This is a genomic window from Cupriavidus taiwanensis, from assembly GCF_900250075.1.
In the GTDB taxonomy this organism is placed as follows: Bacteria; Pseudomonadota; Gammaproteobacteria; order Burkholderiales; family Burkholderiaceae; genus Cupriavidus; species Cupriavidus taiwanensis_C.
Window position 1 is genome coordinate 571226 of record NZ_LT977070.1, and the last position, 21986, is coordinate 593211.

A 21986-nucleotide genomic window follows, 5' to 3' on the forward strand; every position below is an offset into this window, starting at 1 on the left:
GGGATCGGTCCCGAAAACAAAAAAAGGTGCTCGATGAGCACCTTTTGTCGTGTGTTCGCAGCGCCTGAGTTACGCAGACTTTGCCAGCGCGCCGTCGAGCAGCTTGTGCAGCGCTTCCCATTCGGGCTCGCCGACATAGCGCTTCAGGATGCGGCCTTCCTTGTCGATCACGAACGTCGTAGGCGTCAGGCCCACATTGCCAAAGGCCTTGGCCGCGCTGCCGTCGCTGTCCATCGCCACCTTGAACGGCAGCCCGCGCGTCTTGGCGAAGTTCATCACGTACATGGGCGGGTCGTAGTTCATCGCCACCGCGACGAATTCCAGTCCCTTGCCCTTGAACTGCTCGTAGGTCTTGACCATGTCCGGCATCTCCTTGATGCAGGTGGCGCAGCTGGTCGCCCAGAAGTTGACCAGGTAGACCTTGCCCTTGAGGTCGGCGGTGCTGACCTTTTCGCCGGACAGCAGCGTGAAGGTAGCGGCCGGCGCGGTACCGGACGGCGACAGCGCGCGGTAGCCGAACCAGCCCAGCAGCGCCAGCACCACCACGGCGGCGACGATGGGCCAGGGCTTGCGGGAGGTCTTGGAGGCGGGGGTAGTGGTCATGGGAATCCGGCTGGAGCCGCTTCGTTGGTGCAGGGAGGACCGGGCGGGGCCGGTCAGCAGTGGGACATTCTAATGCGGCAGGCGTTCGCGCGCTGCGCGGTACCGCCTTGCGGTGATGCGCTGGAACCCTTCCGTCACTTGCGCGCGGCGACGGCGGCGCGCGCCTGCGCCAGCGCCTGTTCCAGGTAGGCGCCGTAGAAGTCGGGCTGCATGCCGCGCAGCGGGCTGGCGGCGGCGCGGCCCTGGCGGTCCAGGAACAGCACCGTCGGCGCCACCCGGACCTGGTGCGCGCGGGCCCAGGCGCGCGCGGTGGTCTGGCTGCCGTCGGCATCGCGCAGCGGGGTGTCGGCGGTCATGTCGAGCTCGCGCACGGCGATCTCGCCGGCGGCCGCCTGCGGGCCCAGGTAGTTGCGGCGCACCGCGTCGCAATAGCCGCAGCCCGGCATCGACACCAGCACCACCAGCGGCTCGCGGCGGCGGGCGGCGTCGGCGCCGTGGGCGGCGAGGTCAGTGGCCGGCGGCAGGTGCGCCGGGCCCGCGGCGGACTCGCCGGCCAGCGCCGCCAGCAACACGCCCGCGGCCAGCCAGTGCAGACGGGTGCTGGCGGCAGCAGTTCGGGCGAGGCGGGAGGCAGGCATGGCGGTTCGGGGGGCGGCACAGGTGGGACAGGCGGCGCGGCAAGCACTGGCGCGCCGCTTCCGGGATAATACCGGTTTCCGCGCGCCGGCGACCGCGCCCGCGCGCGCCGTCCCGAGCCTGTGCTTCCGTCCCGTTTTCCATGCGTCCCGTGCCGCCCCCGCCGAGCCCTGCTGCCGCGCCCCGCTGGTCCCTGACATGCTGTGCCGCGCTGCTCGCGCTGGCCCTGTGCGCCTGTTCGCCGCGCTATGACTGGCGCACCATCCAGTCGGGCGAGGGCGGCTACGCCGCGCTCTATCCCGGCAAGCCCACCAGCGCCGCGCGCGACGTGACCATTGCCGGGCGCAAGCTGCCGATGACGATGGAGGCCGCACGCGTCGACGACACGCTCTTCGCCGTCGGCGTGGTGACCCTGCCCGCCGATGATGAGGCGCTGCGGCGCGAGGCCCTGGCGGCAATGCAGGCCGGCCTGCTGGCCAACCTGGGCACGCTGTCGGGCGAGCCGCGCACGCGGCCGGTCACCATCATGAGCGCGGACCGGCCGGGCCGCCCGCTGGCCGGGCTGGAGCTGCAGGCCAGCGGCGTGTCGCCGCAGGACCAGTCGCCGCGCCGGCTCAGCGCGCGGCTGGTGGCGGTGGGCACGCGCGCCTTCCAGGCGGTGGTGCTGGAATCCGGCGAGGCCGCGCGCGACGCGCGCCAGGCCGAGCAGGTGGAGCAGTTCCTGGGCGGGTTCCACCCGCTCTGAGGCGCCGCTGCGCCGCAGCGAATCACAGGTGCCGGGGGGCGATGCGCCGCCCCGCATGTTGCAGTCATAGGAGAGATGAAATGCGTTGGGAAGTCTGGTTGGCCTATTTCGCCGCGTGCTGGGTGATCGCGGTGTCGCCGGGGTCGGGTGCGGTGCTGTCGATGAGCCATGGCCTGTCGTACGGGCTGCGCCGGACCACCACTACCATCTTCGGCCTGCAGGCCGGGCTGGTGATCGTGCTGCTGGTGGCCGGCGGCGGGCTGGGCGCGCTGCTGCTGGCCTCGGAGCAGGCCTTCATGGTGGTCAAGACCATCGGCGCGCTGTACCTGATCTATCTCGGCATCCAGCAATGGCGTGCCCGCGTGGAAGCGGATGCGGCGCAGGACGGCGGCCCGGTGCGCGTGGCCGTGATGAGCCGGCGCCGCCGTTTTGCGACGGGCTTGCTGACCAACGTGACCAACCCCAAGGGCATCATCTTCATGGTCGCGGTGCTGCCGCAGTTCATCGACCCGAACCGGCCGCTGGCGCTGCAGCTGGCGATCCTGGCGGCCACCATGTGCTGCGTCGACCTGGTGGTGATGCATGGCTACGCGCTGCTGGCGTCGCGCATGCAGGGGCTGTTCCGCAATGCCCGCGCGGTGCTGTGGCAGAACCGGTTTTTCGGCAGCGTGCTGATGGCGGTGGGCGCGGCGCTGTTCTTCGTGCGCCGCCAGCACGCCTGAGCGGCGCGGCATCCGCACTGGCGCGCGCTGGCGGGGTTTGCTTCAATGAGGAAGTAAGCCCGCCACGGAGTCCCCGCATGCCTGCCTCGCTGAACCCGATCGCCGGTGCGCGCCTGCAGCCGCGCCATACCGTGCCCCCGGTGGAAGAGCCCGCGCCGCCGGGCGTGCCGCCCGATGTGCCGCTGTCGCCCGAGGACGACCCGCCCCCGCCGCCGGTGGAACCACCAGTGGCCGGCGCCGCCGGGCGCTACTGCTTCAGTTCGTAGAAGTCGTTCAGGCAGTATGCGTCGGTCAGCTCGACCGGCTTGTCGCCATGGGTGTAGCCAGTGCGGCGGATATGCAGCAGCGGCTCGCCCGGCTCGATGCCCAGGCGCGCGGCCAGTTCCGCCGTGGCGACCACCGCGCGCAGCGTCTCGGTGACGCGCAGCACCGGCTTGCCGATCCGCTCCAGGTAGGCGTAGAGCGATTCGCCGATGGCGCTGGCATCGGGCACCACGGCCAGCGCCAGCGTGGTCACGTCCATCCAGTAGATCCGTCCATCGGCCTTGCGCAGCCGCGTCAGCCGGACGATCTCGTCGCCCTCGGCCAGGGCCAGTTCCGCGCTTTCCTGCGCGGTGGCGCGGCGGCGCTCGAACCCCACCAGCTCGCTCGCCGGCGTCATGCCGCGCCGGCGCGCCAGTTCGCTGAAATTGTCCAGCCGCGCCGGCCTGGGCTCGGCGCGCGGGGCGATAAAGGTGCCCGCGCCGCGGTTGCGCGTGATGGCGCCTTCCTCGGCCAGCACCTGCAGCGCGTGCCGCGCGGTGACACGCGAAATCCCCAGCGAATCGACCAGCGTGCGTTCCGACGGCAGCGCATCGCCCGCCCGCCATTGCCCCGCCTGGATGGCCGCGGTGAGCTTGCGCGCTACCTGCAGGTAGATCGGCGTGGCGTCGGCCTCGTCGGGCCGCAGCGCCTGCAGCCTTTGATCCATGCGACTCCTCATACGTACCAGGGCCTGATGTCGGTGATACCACTTTAGGACATTTAATCGCCCTGCGGGGGAGTGGAGCGCAAAGGGTGACGCCCATGCCATGCGCACGGTATCCGTCAATTGGTACTGCATAGCCGGGGCATGCCCGAACCGCATTGCGGCAGGGCACGGTCGACGGAGCCCACTGCGGTTTGCGCTTTTGTGTGGGAAACCGAACTTCCGCCCCAGGCCTGCCTGTGATACTGCCCGCAGCGCCGTCGTTGAATACCAGTTCAATGCATCTTGGTCGAAGTGGCTCGTACCGGTATCCCCGATTTGACGTAAACCGTTCATCGTTACGCTGACCGTGCAGGGCTCGGGTGCTCCGTCCGCTTGCGCGGCCGCGTTCGATGGCACGGATGATGCGGATGGTCCGGTGGCGTTTGCCGCTGTGCCGGCCGGCCAGCCGCAATAGCCGCGCAACGTGACCGAGACATGCTGGTCGGGCAGACTGCATGAACAACGCAAACAATGCCGGCTTGCCCCGCCCCCGGCCAACCTCATCCGCCCCATCGGCACGCAAGGAGCCCGTCATGCCAACCTCCCGCACCGTCTCCGCCTTCGGCACGGCCGACGCCCGGCCGCTCGACCTCGTCATCTTCGGCGGCGCCGGCGACCTGTCGGCGCGCAAGCTGCTGCCCTCGCTCTACATGTGCCACCGCGACGGCAACCTGCCCGACGGCACCCGCATCCTCGGCGTGGGCCGGCACCGCTGGGACCGCGAGGCCTTTGTCAATTTTGCCGACCAAAGCGCACAACCGTTTGTCGATGCGCGCTATATCGAGGCCGCCAAATGGCAGGCTTTCCTGCAGCGGCTGGATTTCGTCCATCTCGACGCCGCGCAGGCGGCGGACTACCCGGCGCTGGCCGCGCAACTGCGCAGCGATGCGCTGCGGATCTACTACATGGCGATGCCCCCCGGGCTGTTCGCCGCCACCTGCGACAACCTCGCCAGCCACGGACTGATTGCCGACGACACCCGGCTGGTGCTGGAAAAACCGCTGGGCGTGGACCTGGCGTCAGCGATCGACATCGGCGAGGTGGTCAGCCGCTATTTCAGCGAGGACCGCACCTACCGCATCGACCACTACCTGGGCAAGGAGACGGTGCAGAACCTGATGGCGCTGCGCTTCGGCAATTCGATCTTCGAGCCGCTGTGGCGCACGCCGTTCGTGCGCAGCGTGCAGATCACCGTGGCCGAGACCGTGGGCGTGGGCACGCGCGGCGGCTTCTACGACGAGGCCGGGGCCATGCGCGACATGGTGCAGAACCACCTGCTGCAGCTGGTCAGCATCCTGGCGATGGAGCCGCCCGCGTCGCTCAACTCCGACGCGGTGCGCGATGAAAAGCTCAAGGTGCTGCGCTCGCTGCGGCCGATGTCGCCCGAGGACGTGCGCCGCAATACCGTGCGCGGCCAGTACACCGCGGGTGCCATCGGCGGCGAGCTGGTGCGCGGCTACCTGCAGGAAGACGGGATTCCGCCCGACAGCCGCACCGAGACCTTTGTCGCGATGCGGGCCGAGCTTGGCACCTGGCGCTGGAACCAGGTGCCGTTCTACCTGCGCACCGGCAAGCGCATGCAGGAGCGCGTGACCGAGGTGGTGATCCACTTCGCCGAGGTGCCGCACTCCATCTTCGATCCGGGCAGCACGCTGCAGCCCAACCGCATGGTGATCCGGCTGCAGCCGGAAGAATCGGTGCGGCTGACGCTGATGGTGAAGCAGCCGGGCGAGGGCATGAAGCTCAAGCCGCTGAGCCTGGCGCTGAACCTCGACTCGGCCTTCACCACGCGCCGGGCAGAAGCCTACGAGCGCCTGCTGCTCGACGTGATCCGCGGCCGGCTGGCGCTGTTCGTGCGGCGCGACGAACTGCAGGCCGCATGGACCTGGGTCGATCCGATCCTGGAGGCCTGGCGCGCGCAGGACGAGGGGCCGCGACCCTATACCGCCGGCACCTGGGGGCCGGCGGCTTCGTCGGCGTTCATGGCGCGCGAGGGCGTGCAGTGGTCGGAAGAGGCCTGAGGCACAGCGCCCGCGCCGTCCTGCCTCAGGTGCCGCCCGCGGCCTGATCGTCGATTTCGGCGAGCAGATGGCGCAGCACGCGTGTTGCCGCGCTGCTGTCGTCGGCATCCATGCCGGCCGTGAGCGCGTGCAGCCGCGCCACACGCTCGTCCAGGGCGCGGTCGATCAGGTCCTTGCCGGCCGGTGTCAGCTCCACTTCCAGGCGGCGCCGGTCGTTGGGGTCGCGCAGGCGGCGCACCAACCCTTTTTCTTCCAGCCGGTCCAGCAGCACCGTCATGGTGCCCGTGGTCAGGATCGCGATCCGGCTCAGGTCTGACGGCGACGCGGTTTGAGGATAGCGGCGGCGCAGCGCCGCCAGTACCTGGAATTGCCCGGCCGAGATGCCGTGCGCCTGCGACAGGCGGCCGAGCTCCCGCTCCAGGATGCCGCCGAGGCGTATCACGCGGATCAGCAGGTCCGCGTGCTCCAACTGCAGATCCGGACGCGCGGTGCGCCACTCGGCAAGAAACTGGTCGACGTAGTCATAAGTAGTCATGCCGTCATTCTACTTGAGCCCAAATCATTCGCCAAAAAATAACTTGAATTCAAGTTACTTGAGATATAGCATTCGAGCCATCACGAAATCGGGAGGCGCTGCGCGCCACCCAACGAACGGGGACAACAACGATGTCTGGTGGTATCTCAGGGGTGCACGCGCACGAAGGGTCTGCCGCAAGCCACCCGGCGCGGCGCGAGGAAGGTGCGGCGGGTTGCCCGCGCTCGGTGCGCGGGGCGTTCGATGCGGCCTGCGGCCGCTACGCGCACCGGCCGTTCCTTCATATCCCGCAGCAAGCTGCCGCCGCGTATGGAAACCAGCCGGTGGAGTGGACCTATGGCCACGCCGGCCAGCGCATCCGGGAACTGGAAGCCGCGCTGCGCCAAGCCGGGCTGGCCCGTGGGCAGCGCGTGGCGCTGCTGCTCGACAACCGCGCTGAATTCTTCCTGTGGTGGCTGGCCCTCAACGGCATCGGCGCTTCGGTGGTGCCGCTGAACGCGGAGAGCAGCGCGGCCGAGCTTGCGCATGTGCTGCGCGACAGCGGCGCCGCGCTGGTGCTGGCGCTGGCAGAGCGCTGGCAGGCGCTCGCGCCGGCACTGGCCAGCACCGGCCTGGCCCTGCCGCCGGTGTACAGCGTCGATGGCGGGGCGGCGGCGCTGCCCGCGCCGCGGGGCGGCCGCACGGCGGCCGACGACGAGTGCGCGCTGGTCTATACCTCGGGCAGCACCGGCCTGCCCAAGGGCTGCATGCTGTCGAACGCCTACATGCTGGCATTCGGCCGCTGGTACAACGGGCTCGGCGGGCTGTGCGCGATCTCGCCCGGCGCCGAGCGCCTGATCACGCCGCTGCCGCTGGTGCACATGAATGCGCTGGCGTGCTCGTCGATGGCGATGATCCTCAGCGGCGGCTGCATCGTGCAGCTGGACCGCTTCCATCCCAATACGTGGTGGCAAACCGTCGCGCAGAGCGGCGCGACCATCGTGCATTACCTGGGCGTGATGCCGGCCATGCTGCTGCAACTGCCGCCGCAGCCGGGCGACCAGGCGCATGCGGTGCGATTCGGCTTCGGCGCCGGCGCGCATCCGAAGCACCAGGCCGCATTCGAAGCCCGCTTCGGTTTCCCGCTGGTCGAATCGTGGTCGATGACGGAAGTCGGGGCGGGCGCGGCGGTGGCGGCCAATGTCGAGCCGAGGCATCCGGGCCTGCGCTGCTTCGGCCGGCCCGCGCCCCATATGGAGTACCGCATCGTCGACGAGCACGGCAGCGACGTGCTGCCGGGCGCAGCCGGAGAGCTGCAGGTGCGCGCCGCCGGCAGCGATCCGCGCGCCGGCTTCTTCTCGGGCTACGCCAACCAGCCGGAGCTGACCGAAGCCGCATGGGCGGGCGGCTATTTCCATACCGGCGACATCGTCCGGCAGGGCCGCGACGGTTCGCTGTACTTCGTCGACCGCAAGAAAAGCATCATCCGCCGCAGCGGCGAGAACATCGCCTCGCTGGAAGTGGAAGCAGTGCTCAACCAGCTGCCCATGGTGCACCACGTCGGGGTGGGTCCGGTCGACGACGAAATCCGGGGCGAGGAAGTCATGGCCTGCATCGAGCTCGCCCCCGGGCATGCACCCGCGCATGCGCTGGCGCTGGAAATCTTTGCGGCAGCGGCGCAGCGGCTGCCGTACTTCAAGCTGCCCGGCTATATCGCCTTCGTGAGCGAGCTGCCGCTGACCGCCTCGCACAAGCTGCAGCGCGGCGCGCTCAAGGAAACCATGCGCGCCCTCGTCAGCGAGCAGGCGGTGTTCGACCTGCGCGCGATGAAGAAGCGTTCCGTGTCCGGCGCCGCCGGGCGCGGCTGACGCGGCATGCCAGGGGAAATCCATGCATAACACCTGCGATCATGCCGCGACGGACGACGATGTGGTGCTCGCCGTGCCGGTCACCACGGCCTACACGCGCTACAGCACCGAGCCGGCCGGCTGGTACGTGGCGCAATGCCTGCGCGAGCTGCTGGCGCGCGCAGGCCTGCGCAAGGACTGCCTCGATGGCCTGGCGGTATCCAGCTTCACGCTGCCGCCGGACCCGGTGGCCAGCCTGTCCCGCTCGCTCGGCCTGTCCTTGCGCTGGCTGGAATCGGTGCCGTTCGGCGGCGCCAGCGGCGTGATCGCGCTGCGCCGCGCCGCGCGCGCGGTGCAGGCCGGCGACGCCGACGTGGTCGCCTGTATCGGTGCCGACGCCAATCCGCAAGGCGGCTTTGCCAGGCTGGCGAGCCGCTTCTCGTGGGCGGCCATCGACGCCATCCACCCGTACGGCGCGGCAGGGCCAGGCATGCCGTTCGCGCACCTGACGCGGCGCTACATGGATGCCACCGGCGCCACCCGCGCAGACTTTGGCCGCCTGTGCGTGAGCCAGCGCCAGAACGCCAGCGCCGTACCGCATGCCCTGCTGGGCACCGCGATCACGCTGGACGACTACCTGCACGCGCGGCCGATCGCAGAGCCCTTGCACAAGCTCGACCTGGTGATGCCGTGCGCGGGCGCCGAAGGTTTCCTGGTGATGTCGCGCGGCAGGGCACGCCGTCTGGGCCTGGCGCACGCGCGCCTGCGCGCGGTGGTGGAGCGCCACAACGCCTATGCCGACGACGACGCCATCCTGCGCGGCGGCTGGGCGCTCGAGCATGCGCGGCTGTACCGGCAGGCCGGCGCGACGCCGCAAGACATCGACGTGCTGGCCACCTATGACGATTACCCCGCCGTGGTGTTCCTGCAGCTGGAAGGGCTCGGCTTTTGCCAGCCTGGCACCGCCGCGGCTTTTATACAGGCGCATGACCTGGGCTTTCGCGGCGATTTTCCGCACAACACCAGCGGCGGGCAGCTTGGCTGCGGCCAGGCCGGCGCGGCCGGCGGCTACCTGGGTCTGGTCGAGGTGCTGCGCCAGGTCACCGGGCAGGCCGGCGCCAACCAGGTGCCGGGCGCACGGCTCGGGCTCGCCAGCGGCTATGGCATGGCCGTGTACGACCGCTGCCTGGCGACCGGCGCCGCCATCATCGAAGGAGACCTGGCATGAGCGCCCATTCTCCCGCCTGGCAGGCGCTGGCCGCGGCGACGCCGCCGAACGGCCTGGCGCTGCCGCATTGCGCGGCCTGCGGCCACCGCTTCTATCCACCGCAGCGGTACTGCCCGCGGTGCCTGCACGGCGATATCGAACACTTGCCTGACAACGGCGCCGGCGTGGTGCTGTCAGTGGCGGTGCTGCACTACACGCTCGAGCCGCGCTTCGCGGACCGGCTGCCGGTGCACGTGGCCGCGGTGCGGCTGGATGCCGGCGTGACGCTGTTCGCGCTCGCCGACACCATGCTGGCCGCCGGCACGCGCGCGACGGTATGGCTGGACCGAGACCATGCGCATCCCGATGGCGTGCTGCGCGCCCGCTGCATCCCCATGAACCAGGACGGAGACCACGCATGAGCCCGCGCACCCAACAAGGTTTGCGCTTTGCGGGGCGCACCGCGCTGGTGACCGGCGGCAACGCCGGCATCGGGCTGGCAATCAGCCATGCACTGCTGAAACAGGGGGCCCGCGTGATCGCGGCGGGCCTCGCGCCGGCGGAGACCGCGCACCCGTTGCTGACCAGTGTCGTGACCGACCTGTCCACGTCCGACGGCGTTGCGGCGCTGGTGGCCGCGGTTGCGCACGAGCCCCGCATCGACATCCTCGTCAACAACGCCGGCGTGGTGCGCAACACCGCGCTGGCCGACGTCGGCAATGCCGAATTCGACCTGATGATGAACCTGCATGCGCGCTGTGCCATGCAACTGGCGCAGGCATGCCTGCCGCGGATGCAGGCGCGGCACTTCGGCCGCATCGTCAACGTGGCCTCGCGCGCCATCGTCGGCCTGGCCGGACGCACGGCCTACGGCGCCAGCAAGGCGGCGCTGGCGGCAATGACGCGCACCTGGGCGCTGGAGCTGGGGCCGTGGGGCATCACGGTCAATACCGTGTCCCCCGGCCCGACCGTCACCGGCATGCTGATCAGCGATTTTCCCGAGGACGGCGAGCGCGCCCGCGCGCTGGCCGCCTCGCTGCCGGCGCGGCGCCTGGGCCTGCCCGAAGACGTGGCCCACGCCGCGCTGTTTTTCGCCGACCCGGCCAGCAGCTGGATCACCGGCCAGAACCTCTTTGTCTGCGGCGGCGGCAGCCTGGCCGCGTCGCTGGCCTTGTAAGCGCCGTCACCGGCGCCTGCCACGCAATAAAACCAGAACGATCGGAGATAACACGATGAACCCGTCCTGTCCTCAACCGGCGCTGCCGGGCATTCCACCGCTCGAGGAGGTGCTGCTGCAAAGCGCCGACATGCCCTGGCGTCCCAAGTCCCTGCCCGGCCTCTACGAAAAGATGCTGTGGCGCGACGAGGCAACCGGCGCTTCGATTGCGCTGATCCGCTTCGACAAGGGGGTGTCGATCCCGGAGCCCCATTCGCACGCATCGAACCAGTTCATGTTCTGCCTGCAGGGCCGCTACGAATACACCGCAACCCAGGTGGTGCTGACGCCCGGATGCTTCTACTGGAATCCGAAGGGCAACGTTCACGGTCCCACGCTGGCGCATGAGGACACCATCGTGGTCGAGATCTACGACGGTCCGCACTATCCGCAGAAACCGAGCTGGTACACCGATGAACGCGATGCCCACTGACACCACCGGCGGCGACGCGCATCGCCATCGCACGCACTGCGAGGTCGACGCGGGCGCGCTCAGCGCGGCCGTGAGTGCCATCTTCGCGCGGCTTGGCGTGGCCGACGCGGACGCGGTGCGCGTGGCCGATGCGCTGGTCGACGCCGACCTCGAAGGGATTCCGTCGCACGGCGTGATGCTGGTGCCCATGTATGTGCAGCGGTTGCGCAGCGGTTCGGTGACGCCGGCCGCGCACGCCGCCGTGGTCAGCGACCGGGGTGGCTGCGTGGTGCTCGACGCGGCCAACATGCTCGGGCAGCTGTCGGCGTTCCAGGCGGTGGCGCTGGCGCGCGACCGGGCGCGCGCGCACGGCATCGGTGCCGTGGCGGTGCGCAACGCCTTCCACTTCGGCGCGGCAGGGCTGTATGCGCGCGCGCTCGCCCGGGACGGCTGCGTCGGCATCGTGATGTCGAATACGCGCCCGCTGATGCCCGCTCCGGGCGGCGCGCAGAGCGTGGTCGGCAACAACCCGCTGGCGATCGCGCTGCCGGGCGCCGACCCGATTCCGATCGAACTCGACATGGCCATGAGCGCGAGCGCGATGGGCAAGATCCGGCTGGCCGCGACCCGGGGGCTCGAGCTGCCGCCGGGCTGGGCCACCGACGCGCAGGGCAATCCCACCACCGACGCCGTGGCCGCGCTGAGCGGCATGCTGCTGCCGGCCGCGGGCGCGAAGGGCTTCGGCCTGGCCTTCATGGTCGACCTGCTGTGCGGCGGCTTGTCCGGCGGCGGCACCGGTGCGGCGGTGCGCCCGCTCTATGGCGACAGCGCCATCCCGTACAACTGCGCGCACTTCTTCCTTGCACTCGACGTGGCGCATTTCCGCGACCCGGCCGCGTTCGCGCGCAATGCCAGCGCCGCCGCCGCCGCGGTACGCGGCTCAGACCACGCGCCCGGGGTCGAGCGCGTCTATAGCCCCGGCGAACTGGGCTGGGCCACGCGCTGCCGGCAGGGCAGCCGCTGCAGCATCGAACGCGTGGTGCTGGCCGAAATCGTCAGCGTGGCGCGCGCACTTGCGGCGCCGGTTCCGTCATCCATTGCCAACCATACCGATTCACAACCATGAAGACCCAGATCCATTCCGACGCCCTGCGCCAGCCCAACGGCCACTTCTCGCAAGCGACAGCCATCGAGGCACGCGGCCGGCTGGTGTTCATTTCGGGCATGACCGCGCGCCGGCCCGACGGCAGCATCGCCGGCATCGGCGACATCGAGGCGCAGACGCGGCAGGTCTGCGAAAACCTGAAGGCCGCGGCCGAAGCCGCCGGTGGCACGCTCGACGACATCTGCCGCGTCGACGTCTATGTGCGCAACATCGAGAACTTCGACCGCATCCACAAGGTCCGGCGCGAATACTTCCGCGCGCCGCTGCCGGCTTCGACCATGGTCGAAGTCAGCAAGCTGGTATCGCCGGACTACCTGATCGAGATCAGCGCCGTCGCCGTCCTGCCGGACGCCTGAGCCCACCCTTATCCGTACCGGAACTCAATCATGCGATTCGCAAGTTTTACCTGCGACGGCCAGGCCCGCATCGGCGTGGTCGAAGGCGAGGAAGTCGCGCTGCTGCCGCTGGCGCTGGGCGACCTGCGCGACCTGCGCGACGTGATCGCGGGCGGCGACGCCGCGCTGCAGGCGGTGGCCGCGGCGCAGCGTGGCGGCAAGCTGCCGCGCCTTGCGCTGGACCGCCTGCGGCTGCTGCCGCCGCTGCAGCGGTTGCGGCGCGACGTGCTCTGCGTCGGCTGGAACTACTGGGACCACTTCGACGAAGGCAAGGGCAAGCGCGAGGGCCAGGACGTGCCGCGCCCGCAGGCGCCGACGTTCTTCACCAAGAGTCCCGACACCGTGATCGGGCCGCGCGACGAGATCGCCTTCGATGCGCGCATCTCGGCCAAGTGGGACTACGAGGCCGAGCTGGCGCTGGTGATCGGCACCGACGGACGCAGCATCCGCGCCGACAGCGCAATGCGGCATGTGTGGGGCTATTGCCTGGCCAACGACGTCTCGCAGCGCGACCTGCAGCGGCGCCATGGCGGCCAGTGGCTCAAGGGCAAGAGCATCGACGGCACCATGCCGCTGGGCCCGTTCCTGGTCACCGCCGACGAGCTCGACCCCGAGTCGGTGCGGCTGCAGTGCCTGGTCAATGGCGAGCTGATGCAGGACGCGTCGGTGGCGCAGATGGCCTTTCCGATCCCGGAGCTGATTGCCGAGCTGTCCTTCGGCATGACCCTGCAGGCCGGCGACCTGGTCATCACCGGCACCCCGGCGGGCGTCGGCAATGCGCGCGAGCCGCAGGTGTTCCTGCGCGCTGGCGACACCGTCACCGTGCGCGGCACCGGACTGGGCCAGCTGGTGAACCGGCTGGTCGACACCGACCTGTACCACCAGTCGAGCGTCCCCGCGATGACCGGCAACGACACGGGAGGCGCCCATGCAGGCAATCTTTGACGCGGCCGGCGATGTGATCGTGATCACCGGCGGCGCCAACGGCATCGGCGCCGAGCTGGCACGCCGCTGCGCGCAGGCGGGCGCCACCGTGGTGGTGTGCGATGTCGACGAGCACGCCGCCGCGCAATTGCTGGCTGGCGAGCCGCGGCTGCGCTTCTGCCGGCTCGATGTCAGCGACCGCGACGCGGTGATGCGAGCGATGCAGTCGATCGAGGCCGAGCATGGCCGCATCGACGGGCTGGTGTGCGCCGCCGCGGTGCAGCCGCGCCGGGAAGTCCACGCGACCGAGCCGCAGGCGTGGCAGCAGGCACTGGCGATCAACCTGGACGGCGTGGTGTGGTGCTACCAGGCCGTGGTGCCGGGCATGATCCGGCGCCGGCGCGGCAGCGTGGTGGCGTTTTCGTCGGGACTGGCCCACAGCGGCTGGCCACAGGCCGCGGCCTATGCCTCGAGCAAGGCCGCGCTGGGGGCCTTCGTCAGGAGCGCCGCCAAGGAGGTGGCGCAGCACCGCGTGCGCGTGAACCTGATTGCGCCGGGCGTGATCGACACGGCGCAGTACCGCAACGCCAACGCCGGCAGCGACGACGCGCACTGGGCCAACACCCTCGGCGTGGGCCGGGCCGAAGACGTGGTGGGCCCGCTGATGTTCCTGCTGTCGGATGCCGCCACCATGACCGCGTCGCTGCTGAGCCGCGACCATGCCTATCCCGCCAGCGCGCCCGCTGCCGCCACCAAGGACACCCCATGAGCCCCGGCATGAAGCCCGTATTGATCGTGGGCGCGGGGCCGGTTGGACTGACCACCGCGCTCGGCCTGGCGTACTACGGCATTCCGTTCCAGATCTTCGAGGAGGACGGCAGCCTGTCGCTGGACACCAAGGCCGGCACGCTGCTGACGCGCACGCTGGAAGCGTTCCGCCGCTATGGCGTGGCCGACGACGTGCTGGCGCGCGCGCTGCGCGTCGAAGAGATCGGCGAGATCGAGCGCGAAGCCAACCTGGCGCGCCAGTCGGTGCGCACCGCGGTGCTGCGCGACGAAACCCGCTATCCGTTCGTGGTCAACCTGCCGCAGCACCATCTCGAGCCGATCCTGCGCGCGGCGGTGGAGCGCGTGCCGCAGGGCAGCCTGCATATGCAGCACCGGCTCGAGTCGTTCAGTTCCGGGCCGGACGGCGTGGTGGTCCAGCTGGATACGCCGGCAGGTCCGCGCAGGGTCGAGGGCAGCTACCTGCTGGCGTGCGACGGCGGCCGCAGCACCGTGCGCGCGCAATGCGGCGTGCCGGTCGACGGCATGTCGCTCGACGTGCGCTACATGCTGGTCGACCTGAAGCTCGACCTCGACGTGGCCAACCCGCGCGACTATCCGTACCTGGCGTATTTCTCGGATGCGCAGGAGTGGATGATCCTGGTGCGGCAGCCGCATTGCTGGCGCTTCCTGTATCCGCTGGCCAAGGATGCCGACGAGCCCGGCGACGAGGAACTGCGCGCCAAGGTGCTGCGCTTTATCGGCAAGGTCGACAAGGTGGAGCTGCTCGGCCGCGTGACCTACCGCGTGCATCACCGCATCGCGCGCCAGTGGCGGCGCGAGCGCGTGTTTCTGATGGGCGATGCCGCGCACCTGATCACGCCGATGTGGGCGCTCGGGCTGAATACCGGCGTGCTCGATGCCATCAGCCTGCCATGGCGGCTGGCGTGGGTGCTGCGCGGCTGGGCCGACAGCAGCCTGCTCGACGGCTACGAGCGCGAGCAGCGCCCGGTGGCGACCAAAGGCGCCGGCGAGATGGCCGAGGCCGCGCGCCACCACATGGCCATGCAGGGCGGCGCCAATGCGCCCACGGCGCTGCAGGACTGGGGCAATGCCTGCACCCGCACGCTGCTGGGCGTGCGCCTGGACATCGACGGCAGCGGCGACTGGTCGATGATCCGCGCCGAAGCCGAGCCGCCACCGCTGCGCGTGGGCGAGCGCATTCCGGATTTCCTGCTGCATGGCCCGGCGGGACGGCCGCTGCGGCTCCATGACCTGGTCGACGGCAACTTCCTCGCGCTGTATTTCGCCGATGTGCGCCGCCAGCCCGAGATCCCGCGCAACACCTCGCCGGCGCTGCGGCATTTCGTGGTGTCGCGCTGGGATGCACCGCTCGATTCCGGGTTGCGCGAGCGCGCGCTGCTCGACGTCGGCAACCAGTTGCGCGAACGCCTGGGCGTGCCCGACGGCACGCTGGTGCTGGTCCGTCCCGACGACCACGTTGCCGCGATCGTGCCGATCGCGCCGCGGCGCGCCGAAGACCTGTATGCAGCCATCGTCGGCGCGCCCGCGCCGCAAGGGAGCCCCCAATGATCGCCGGACCCAAAGTGCTGGGCCTGAACGGCTTCGGCCTGGAAGTGCCCGACCTGGCCGCCGCCAGGACTTTCTATGAAACCTTCGGCCTCGAAGTCGTGGCGCAGCCAGGGCCGGACCAGCCGTCGGGCGCGCTGCGCCTGCGTTCGCCAGGCCGCAGCAACGACGAGCTGGTGCTGGTGCCGGGCAGTGCCAAGCGCCTGCACCACCTGTCGTTCTACTTCGACCCGCTGCAACGCGACGCCTTTGCCGACCGGCTGCGCCGCGCCGGCCTCGCGGTGCGGGACCAGCCGCCGCCGGGCGGCGGCCGCGACGGCTTGTGGTTCCAGGACCCGTGGGGCACATGGATCCACCTGTGCCCGCAGCTTCCGGCCTCGACGCGCCGCCGCGAAGGCGGCCCGGGCGATGCCGGCTGGGCTGCGCGCGTCGACGTTGCCGCCTGGCAGGCGCTGGAGGCGCCGCGGCCGCCGCGCAAGCTTGGCCACGTGCTGATCTTCACGCCGCAGCTGGCCGAGGCCGAGCGCTTCCTGTGCGACGTGCTGGGCCTGCGCGTGGCCGACCGCGCCGTCGGCAAGGTCAGCTTCCTCGCCGCCGGCGAGGGGGTGATCGACCATCACTGCTTCGGCCTGGTCCACAGCACGCACCGCGGCTTCCAGCATGCCAGCTTCCAGGTCGGCGGCATCGACGATATCGGCCTGGGCGCGTGGCGCATGCGCGAGGCCGGCTACCGCGACAGCTTCGGCCCGGGGCGCCATGCGCTAGCGTCGAACCTGTTCCAGTATGTGCGCGATCCATGGGGCAGCTGGGTCGAGTACTACGCCGACATGGACAAGATCAGCGAGCGCTGGGTCAGCCGCGACTGGTCGGTGCTGCCCTATATCTGGGGGCCGGAATGGTCGCCGGAATTCTGGGGCGGCGAGATGAACGCCAACCTCGAGCCTCGCTAAGCCATGGAACCGATCCAATCCGAGGCCGGCGCCGCGTCCGCGATCGCACTGGACGTGCATGCACACCTGGTGCCGGTGGACACCGCGGCACTGCGGCGGCTCGACGGCGTCTGGTGGCGCGAGGCCGACGGCGTGCTGGTGATCGACGGCCAGCCGCTCCGGCAACCAGACCTGTACCACCCCGGACGCCTGCTGGCCTGGATGGCAGCGCAGGGCGTGCAGCGCGCGCTGGTGTCGGTGCCGCCGCCGCTGTACCGCCAGCAGTTGGACGCGCCGGCGGCGCGTAAGTGGGCGCGCTACCTGAACGACGGGCTGATGGTGATGGCTTCGCGCCATCGCGAGCGGCTCGGCGCGCTGCTGCACCTGCCGCTCGAGCATGCCGCGCTCGCGCATGCGCTTGCCGACAGCTATGACGGCGCACCGTGCGCGGGTTTTGCGCTGGCGGCCGGCGGCAACCCGGCGCTCGACTACGGCGATCCCGCGCATCGGCCGCTATGGGAGCTGCTGGACCGGCGCGGCGCCTTCGTTTTCCTGCACCCGGGCCGCTGCGGCGATGGCCGGCTGGCGCGCGCCTACCTGGACAACCTGCTCGGCAACCCCTACGAAACCGCGCTGGCGGCCACCCAACTGGTGCTGGCCGATGTGCCGCGGCAGTACCCGCGCATCCGTTTTTGCCTGGCGCATGCCGGCGGCCTGTTCCCCGCGGCATGCGGGCGGTTGCAGCGCGGCTTCGACACCGGCCGGCCCGGGGTGCCTGCCGGGATCGAACCGCCATTGCAGGCGGCAAGGCGGTTCTACGCCGATTGCATTGCACACCACCCGGCCGGATTGCGGCTGGCCGCGGAGGTGTTTGGCGCATCGCACCTGTTGTTCGGCTCCGACTGGCCATTCCCGATGGGAATTCCGTCACCCGGCACCGACGGCAGCGCGCGCACCTGGCGGGGCGCCGCCATGCCGCAAGACCACGCAACCACCACCGGCAACACCTGACCAAATTCCAGAAAGGACAAGGGGGAGACAGCATGAGCATGGAAGAGGCAAGCATCACCACCGGCATGCCCGCGGCGGCCGGCACGCAGCAGGCCACGCTGCGCAGGACCATCATCACGTCGATCGTCGGGCAGGCGCTCGAGTGGTATGACTTTTTTCTTTATGGAACGGCCGCGGCGCTGATCTTCGGCAAGCTGTTCTTTCCGCTCGGCACCGATCCGCTGGTTGGCACGCTGGCGGCATTCGGCGGCTTTGCCGTGGGCTTTGTCGCGCGCCCGCTGGGCGGCGTGATCTGCGGCCACCTGGGCGACCGCTACGGGCGCAAGCTGGTGCTGGTGCTGACGCTGGTGGTGATGGGCGTGGCCACCACCGCGATGGGCCTGTTGCCCACTTACCAGCAGATCGGCATCTGGGCGCCGGTGCTGCTGGTGTCGCTGCGCTTCCTGCAGGGCCTGGCGGCCGGCGGCGAATGGAGCGGCAGCATCCTGATCATCAGCGAGAACGCGCCACCCGCGCGGCGCGGCTTCCTGTCGGCGTGGAGCCCCAGCGGCGCAACCATCGGCTTCGTGCTGTCGGCGGCGGCGTTCTGGGCGGTGCAGAAGCTGCCCGCCGACGACTTCATGGCGTGGGGCTGGCGCATGCCCTTCCTGGCCAGCATGGTGCTGGTGGTGGCGGGCTACTACATCCGCAGCCGGATTCCGGAGAGCGCGGAGTTCGTCGCGGCCAGGCGCAGCGGACACGGCGTGCGCATGCCGGTGGTGGAAGTGCTGCGCCAGCAGCCGAAGCAGATCCTGATGGTGGTGGGGCTGCGCATGGCCGAAGGCGGCGCGTCCTATATCTTCTTCGCGTTCTCGCTGGCGTACGGCGCCTATCGCGGCATCCCCAGCCACGTGATGCTGGAGGGGCTGACCATCTCGATGATGATCGTCACGGTCACGGCGCTGTGCTACGGGCACCTGTCGGACCGGCTCGGCCGTCGCACGGTCTATATGGCGGGCGCCATCGGGCTGATGCTGGTGGCGTTCCCGTTCTTCTGGCTGATCGATACCCGCGAGCCGTCGCTGGTGCTGCTGGCCTATGTGCTGGCCGACTCGGTGGTGCTGGCCGCGATGGTGGGCGTGCAGCCGAGCTATATGGCGGAGCTGTTCAGGACCGAGGTGCGCTATTCGGGCATGGGCATCGGACGCGAACTGTCCTCGGTGATCGGCGGCGGCATCGCGCCGATGATCGCGACCGCGCTGCTGGCCAAATACCACTCCGGCACGCCGGTGGCGATCTACCTGATCCTGCTGGGGCTGGTCACCGTGATCGCGCTGCTGTTCACGCCGGAAACGCTGCCGCGCGAGGCGCGCAGCGCGCGTGGCGCGCGTGGCGTGGACCGGGCCTGAGCCGATGGAGCCTGCCATGACCACCGTTGCCGCCCGCCTGGAAACGCCGCTGGCGCAGCGCCTGCAGTTCGACGCGCAGCGCGGCGAGGTGCGCGACCAGGACCGCCGCTACCTGCTGATGCGCCCCGACGTGCTGATGGGAACGCTGCGCCTGCTCGATGACGCGACCCGCGCGTGCGTGCTGGCTGCATTCGCCGAGTCCGCGGCGGTGCACGGGCGGCGCAGCATCCTGGCCTACGTTGCCGGCCTGGGGCCGGACGCCGGCGAGGCGCTGCTCGACCTGATCCGCCGCACCTCGCCGGCGCTCGGATGGGGCTGCTGGGACCTGGCACGGCGCGGCAACGGGCTGGTGCTCGCCGTTGCCAACAGCCCGTTCGCCGCCGGCTACGGCCCTGCCGCGCAGCCCGTGTGCGCACCGATTGCCGGCATGTTCCGCACCATCGCCGAGACCGTGCTGGCGTGCCCGGTGCAAGTCGAGGAAACCGCATGCGCCGCCATGGGCGGGCACGACACATGCCGCTTCGTGGCCCGGCCGGCCGCGCAAGGAGTCTCACCATGACCGACTACCGCAACGACGCCGGCGCGATTGCCGCGCTGGTGGAGGAAGACCGCGTGCATCGCGACGTCTACCTGAGCGAGGCGCTGTTCCAGCTCGAGCGCGAGCGCCTGTTCCTGCGCAGCTGGAACTACGTTGGCCACGAAAGCCAGGTGCCCGATGCGGGCGATTACTACACCACGGATATCGCCGGCCAGCCGCTGATCATGGTGCGCCATGTCGACGGCAGCGTGCGCGTGCTGATGAACCGCTGCGCCCACAAGGGCGCGCGCCTGGTGTGCCAGGTCCGGGGCAATACCGGCAAGTTCTTCCGCTGCCCCTACCATGCCTGGTCCTACCGCACCGACGGCACGCCGCTCGCCGTGCCGCTGAAGCAAGGCTACGAGCACACGCGCCTGCACGCCTGCGAGTCGGGCGCGGGGCTGGTGGCGCCGCGGGTCGCGGTGTACCGCGGCTTTGTCTTTGCCTGCCTGTCCGAACACGGCCCGGGGTTCGACGACTACTTCGGCGCCGTGCTGCGCGCGCTGGACGACCTCGCCGACCGCTCGCCGGAGGGTGCGCTGCAGGTTGCCGGCGGCTGCCTGCGCAGCGTGGTGCGCTGCAACTGGAAGATGTACCTCGAGAACATCAATGACTCCGTGCATCCGGTGTCGACGCACGAATCGGTGTCGGCCACCGCCATCGCCATCCACGGCGCCCGCCCCGCCGATGCGCCGGCCTCGATGGCGCTGGACCAGCTGCTGCCATTCGGCTCGGGCTACGCCTTCTTCGCCAGCACCGGCGCGCGCGTATTTCCGCATGGCCACAGCGTGCTCGGCACCCAGGCCAGCATTCATTCCGCCTACGCCGTGCCCGAGGCCTACCGGCAGGCGCTGGCGCAGGTCCACGGCGACCAGCGGGCCCAGCACGTGCTGGGCTTTGCGCCGCAGAACGTGGTGCTGTTTCCGTCGCTGGCGTTCAAGGGCTCGCCGCAAACCTTGCGCGTGATCCGGCCGCTGGCGGTGGACCGCACGCTGGTGGAGATCTGGGGGCTGGCGCCCAGGGGCGCGCCGCCGGAACTGCTGCGGCAAACGCTGACGTACAACCGCCTGACCTTCTCGCCGATGTCGGTGGTGGCGCATGACGACGTGCATATCTTCGAGGGCATCCAGGCCTCGCTGGCCGCGCAGGGCAACCCGTGGGTCAGCCTGCATCGCGAGTATCGCGACGACGAGCGCTTGCAGCCGATACAGGATGCAAGCGGCACCAGCGAGCTGCTGATGCGCAACCAGTTCCGCGCGTGGGCCGCGCTGATGCACGCCGGGGATGCCCTGGCGCAAGGCGGAGGCCACGCATGAGCGCCGACCACAAGACCCTGGAACTGGTGGTGGAAGACGTGATCGCATTGACCGACGCGATCACCGAGTTCCGCTTGCGCGACCCCGCCGGCAAGGCCTTGCCGGGCTTTGCCGCGGGCGCGCACCTGCGCGTGCAGGTGGCGCCCGGCGGCACGGCGGCCTGGCGCCATTACTCGCTGGTCAACGGCGACGGGCGTGCCGGGGCCACGGCCGCACCATCCGTCTATCGCATCGCGGTGCGCCGCGACGACGGCGGGCAGGGCGGTTCGCTGTGGATGCACACGCAGGTGAAGGCCGGCAGCCGGCTGGTCACCAGCGCACCGGTCAACGCGTTCGCGCTCGATGAGCGCGCCGAGGACGCGGTACTGATCGCCGGCGGCATCGGCGTGACGCCGATCGTATCGATGGCCGCCGCGCTGATGGCCGCCGGGCGCCGCTACCGCGTCCACTACAGCGCACGCCATCCGGACCAGCTGGCACTGGTCGATGAACTGATGGCGCTGGCGGGGGCGAACCTGTCGCTATATGCAGACCAGGAACCGATGCCGGCGCTGGATCTCGCCGCGCTGCTGGACGGCCTGGCGCCGACCCAGCCGATCTATGCCTGCGGCCCCGCCGGCATGATCGACGCGGTGCTGGCGCTGGCTTCGGCGCGCGGCTGGTCGCGCGACGATATCCATTTCGAGCTGTTTTCCGCAGCGGCGCCCGGCGCTGCGGACCGCGCCTTCGAGGTCGAGCTGCGCCAGTCCGGGCGGGTGCTGGCGGTGCCGGCCGGGCAGACGATTCTCGATGCGATGCTCGCGGCCGGGCTCGATCCGCTCTACGACTGCAAGCGCGGCGAGTGCGGCGTGTGCCAGGTGCCGGTGCTGGCCGGCGACATCGACCACCGCGACTACTGCCTGTCCGAGGCGCAGCGCTGCGCTGGCGACGTCATGCAGATCTGCGTGTCGCGCGCCAGCAGCGGACGGCTGGTGCTCGATGCATGAACGGGAGG

The 21986-nt window shown here is 70.3% G+C and carries 24 protein-coding genes; 20 read left to right on the top strand and 4 right to left on the bottom strand.

Going from position 1 to position 21986, the window contains the following annotated elements; genetic code table 11:
* Positions 1-69: 69 nt before the first annotated feature.
* Positions 70-603 carry a TlpA disulfide reductase family protein gene (locus tag CBM2588_RS02645; protein ID WP_115679235.1) on the bottom strand — a complete coding sequence of 178 codons (534 nt, stop codon included), beginning with the start codon at positions 601-603 and terminating at the stop codon, positions 70-72.
* 134 nt (positions 604-737) lie between these two features.
* Complete coding sequence (locus CBM2588_RS02650; protein WP_115679236.1) at positions 738-1241, bottom strand: thioredoxin fold domain-containing protein; 504 nt, start codon at positions 1239-1241, stop codon at positions 738-740.
* Between the two features lie 140 nt (positions 1242-1381).
* Between CBM2588_RS02650 and CBM2588_RS02655 the strand changes: the two genes are divergently transcribed.
* From CBM2588_RS02655 to CBM2588_RS02665, 3 genes are all read left to right on the top strand, one after another.
* On the top strand, positions 1382-1984 hold the full coding sequence (locus CBM2588_RS02655; protein ID WP_115679237.1) for a hypothetical protein: 603 nt from the start codon (positions 1382-1384) through the stop codon (positions 1982-1984).
* Between the two features lie 80 nt (positions 1985-2064).
* Positions 2065-2706 (top strand): LysE family transporter, encoded by a 642-nt coding sequence (locus CBM2588_RS02660; protein ID WP_115679238.1) that lies wholly within the window; start codon positions 2065-2067, stop codon positions 2704-2706.
* A gap of 77 nt (positions 2707-2783) precedes the next feature.
* Positions 2784-2972: a hypothetical protein gene (locus CBM2588_RS02665; protein WP_111521806.1), complete on the top strand. Its 189-nt coding sequence runs from the start codon at positions 2784-2786 to the stop codon at positions 2970-2972.
* Here the strand turns inward: CBM2588_RS02665 and CBM2588_RS02670 are convergent.
* On the bottom strand, positions 2954-3676 hold the full coding sequence (locus CBM2588_RS02670; RefSeq protein WP_115679239.1) for a GntR family transcriptional regulator: 723 nt from the start codon (positions 3674-3676) through the stop codon (positions 2954-2956). The two genes, CBM2588_RS02665 and CBM2588_RS02670, sit on opposite strands and share 19 nt — an antisense overlap.
* Positions 3677-4248: 572 nt before the next feature.
* Between CBM2588_RS02670 and zwf the strand changes: the two genes are divergently transcribed.
* The gene (zwf, locus tag CBM2588_RS02675) at positions 4249-5736 is read left to right on the top strand and encodes a glucose-6-phosphate dehydrogenase (RefSeq protein WP_115679240.1); all 1488 of its coding nucleotides are present in this window, start codon (positions 4249-4251) and stop codon (positions 5734-5736) included.
* 25 nt (positions 5737-5761) lie between these two features.
* On the opposite strand, the gene CBM2588_RS02680 is transcribed toward zwf, so the two are convergent.
* The gene (locus CBM2588_RS02680; RefSeq protein ID WP_115679241.1) at positions 5762-6271 is read right to left on the bottom strand and encodes a MarR family winged helix-turn-helix transcriptional regulator; all 510 of its coding nucleotides are present in this window, start codon (positions 6269-6271) and stop codon (positions 5762-5764) included.
* 131 nt (positions 6272-6402) lie between these two features.
* Here CBM2588_RS02680 and CBM2588_RS02685 point away from each other — a divergent pair, with 131 nt between their 5' ends.
* The 16 genes from CBM2588_RS02685 to CBM2588_RS02760 are packed head-to-tail and all read left to right on the top strand — an operon-like array spanning position 6403 to position 21978.
* Entirely contained in the window at positions 6403-8118 is a 1716-nt protein-coding gene (locus CBM2588_RS02685) for an AMP-binding protein (protein WP_115679242.1), read from the top strand.
* Positions 8119-8140: 22 nt separating this feature from the next.
* Entirely contained in the window at positions 8141-9325 is a 1185-nt protein-coding gene (locus tag CBM2588_RS02690; RefSeq protein WP_115679243.1) for a thiolase family protein, read from the top strand.
* Positions 9322-9726 (top strand): Zn-ribbon domain-containing OB-fold protein, encoded by a 405-nt coding sequence (locus tag CBM2588_RS02695; RefSeq protein ID WP_115679244.1) that lies wholly within the window; start codon positions 9322-9324, stop codon positions 9724-9726. The genes CBM2588_RS02690 and CBM2588_RS02695 overlap by 4 nt, the downstream gene beginning before the upstream one ends.
* Positions 9723-10481, top strand: a complete 759-nt coding sequence (locus CBM2588_RS02700; protein WP_115679245.1) for an SDR family NAD(P)-dependent oxidoreductase — start codon at positions 9723-9725, stop codon at positions 10479-10481. The genes CBM2588_RS02695 and CBM2588_RS02700 overlap by 4 nt, the downstream gene beginning before the upstream one ends.
* Before the next feature lie 55 nt (positions 10482-10536).
* Complete coding sequence (locus CBM2588_RS02705) at positions 10537-10953, top strand: cupin domain-containing protein (RefSeq protein WP_115679246.1); 417 nt, start codon at positions 10537-10539, stop codon at positions 10951-10953.
* Positions 10943-12058, top strand: a complete 1116-nt coding sequence (locus CBM2588_RS02710; protein WP_115681370.1) for an Ldh family oxidoreductase — start codon at positions 10943-10945, stop codon at positions 12056-12058. The genes CBM2588_RS02705 and CBM2588_RS02710 overlap by 11 nt, the downstream gene beginning before the upstream one ends.
* Positions 12055-12453, top strand: coding sequence for a RidA family protein (locus tag CBM2588_RS02715; protein ID WP_115679247.1), 399 nt, complete (start codon positions 12055-12057; stop codon positions 12451-12453). The genes CBM2588_RS02710 and CBM2588_RS02715 overlap by 4 nt, the downstream gene beginning before the upstream one ends.
* A 30-nt stretch (positions 12454-12483) precedes the next feature.
* Entirely contained in the window at positions 12484-13437 is a 954-nt protein-coding gene (locus tag CBM2588_RS02720) for a fumarylacetoacetate hydrolase family protein (RefSeq protein WP_115679248.1), read from the top strand.
* Entirely contained in the window at positions 13421-14185 is a 765-nt protein-coding gene (locus CBM2588_RS02725) for an SDR family NAD(P)-dependent oxidoreductase (protein WP_115679249.1), read from the top strand. Before CBM2588_RS02720 ends, CBM2588_RS02725 begins: the two co-directional genes overlap by 17 nt.
* An 8-nt stretch (positions 14186-14193) precedes the next feature.
* A complete protein-coding gene (locus CBM2588_RS02730; protein WP_231942091.1) occupies positions 14194-15774 on the top strand; it encodes an FAD-dependent monooxygenase in 1581 nt (526 codons plus the stop codon).
* Positions 15771-16721 (top strand): VOC family protein, encoded by a 951-nt coding sequence (locus CBM2588_RS02735; RefSeq protein ID WP_115679251.1) that lies wholly within the window; start codon positions 15771-15773, stop codon positions 16719-16721. Before CBM2588_RS02730 ends, CBM2588_RS02735 begins: the two co-directional genes overlap by 4 nt.
* Before the next feature lie 3 nt (positions 16722-16724).
* A complete protein-coding gene (locus CBM2588_RS02740) occupies positions 16725-17711 on the top strand; it encodes an amidohydrolase family protein (RefSeq protein ID WP_115679252.1) in 987 nt (328 codons plus the stop codon).
* Between the two features lie 32 nt (positions 17712-17743).
* Positions 17744-19099 (top strand): MFS transporter, encoded by a 1356-nt coding sequence (locus CBM2588_RS02745; protein ID WP_115679253.1) that lies wholly within the window; start codon positions 17744-17746, stop codon positions 19097-19099.
* Between the two features lie 16 nt (positions 19100-19115).
* The gene (locus CBM2588_RS02750; RefSeq protein WP_172583550.1) at positions 19116-19658 is read left to right on the top strand and encodes a V4R domain-containing protein; all 543 of its coding nucleotides are present in this window, start codon (positions 19116-19118) and stop codon (positions 19656-19658) included.
* Complete coding sequence (locus CBM2588_RS02755) at positions 19655-20992, top strand: aromatic ring-hydroxylating dioxygenase subunit alpha (RefSeq protein WP_115679255.1); 1338 nt, start codon at positions 19655-19657, stop codon at positions 20990-20992. Before CBM2588_RS02750 ends, CBM2588_RS02755 begins: the two co-directional genes overlap by 4 nt.
* A complete protein-coding gene (locus tag CBM2588_RS02760) occupies positions 20989-21978 on the top strand; it encodes a PDR/VanB family oxidoreductase (protein ID WP_115679256.1) in 990 nt (329 codons plus the stop codon). The genes CBM2588_RS02755 and CBM2588_RS02760 overlap by 4 nt, the downstream gene beginning before the upstream one ends.
* Positions 21979-21986: the final 8 nt, after the last annotated feature.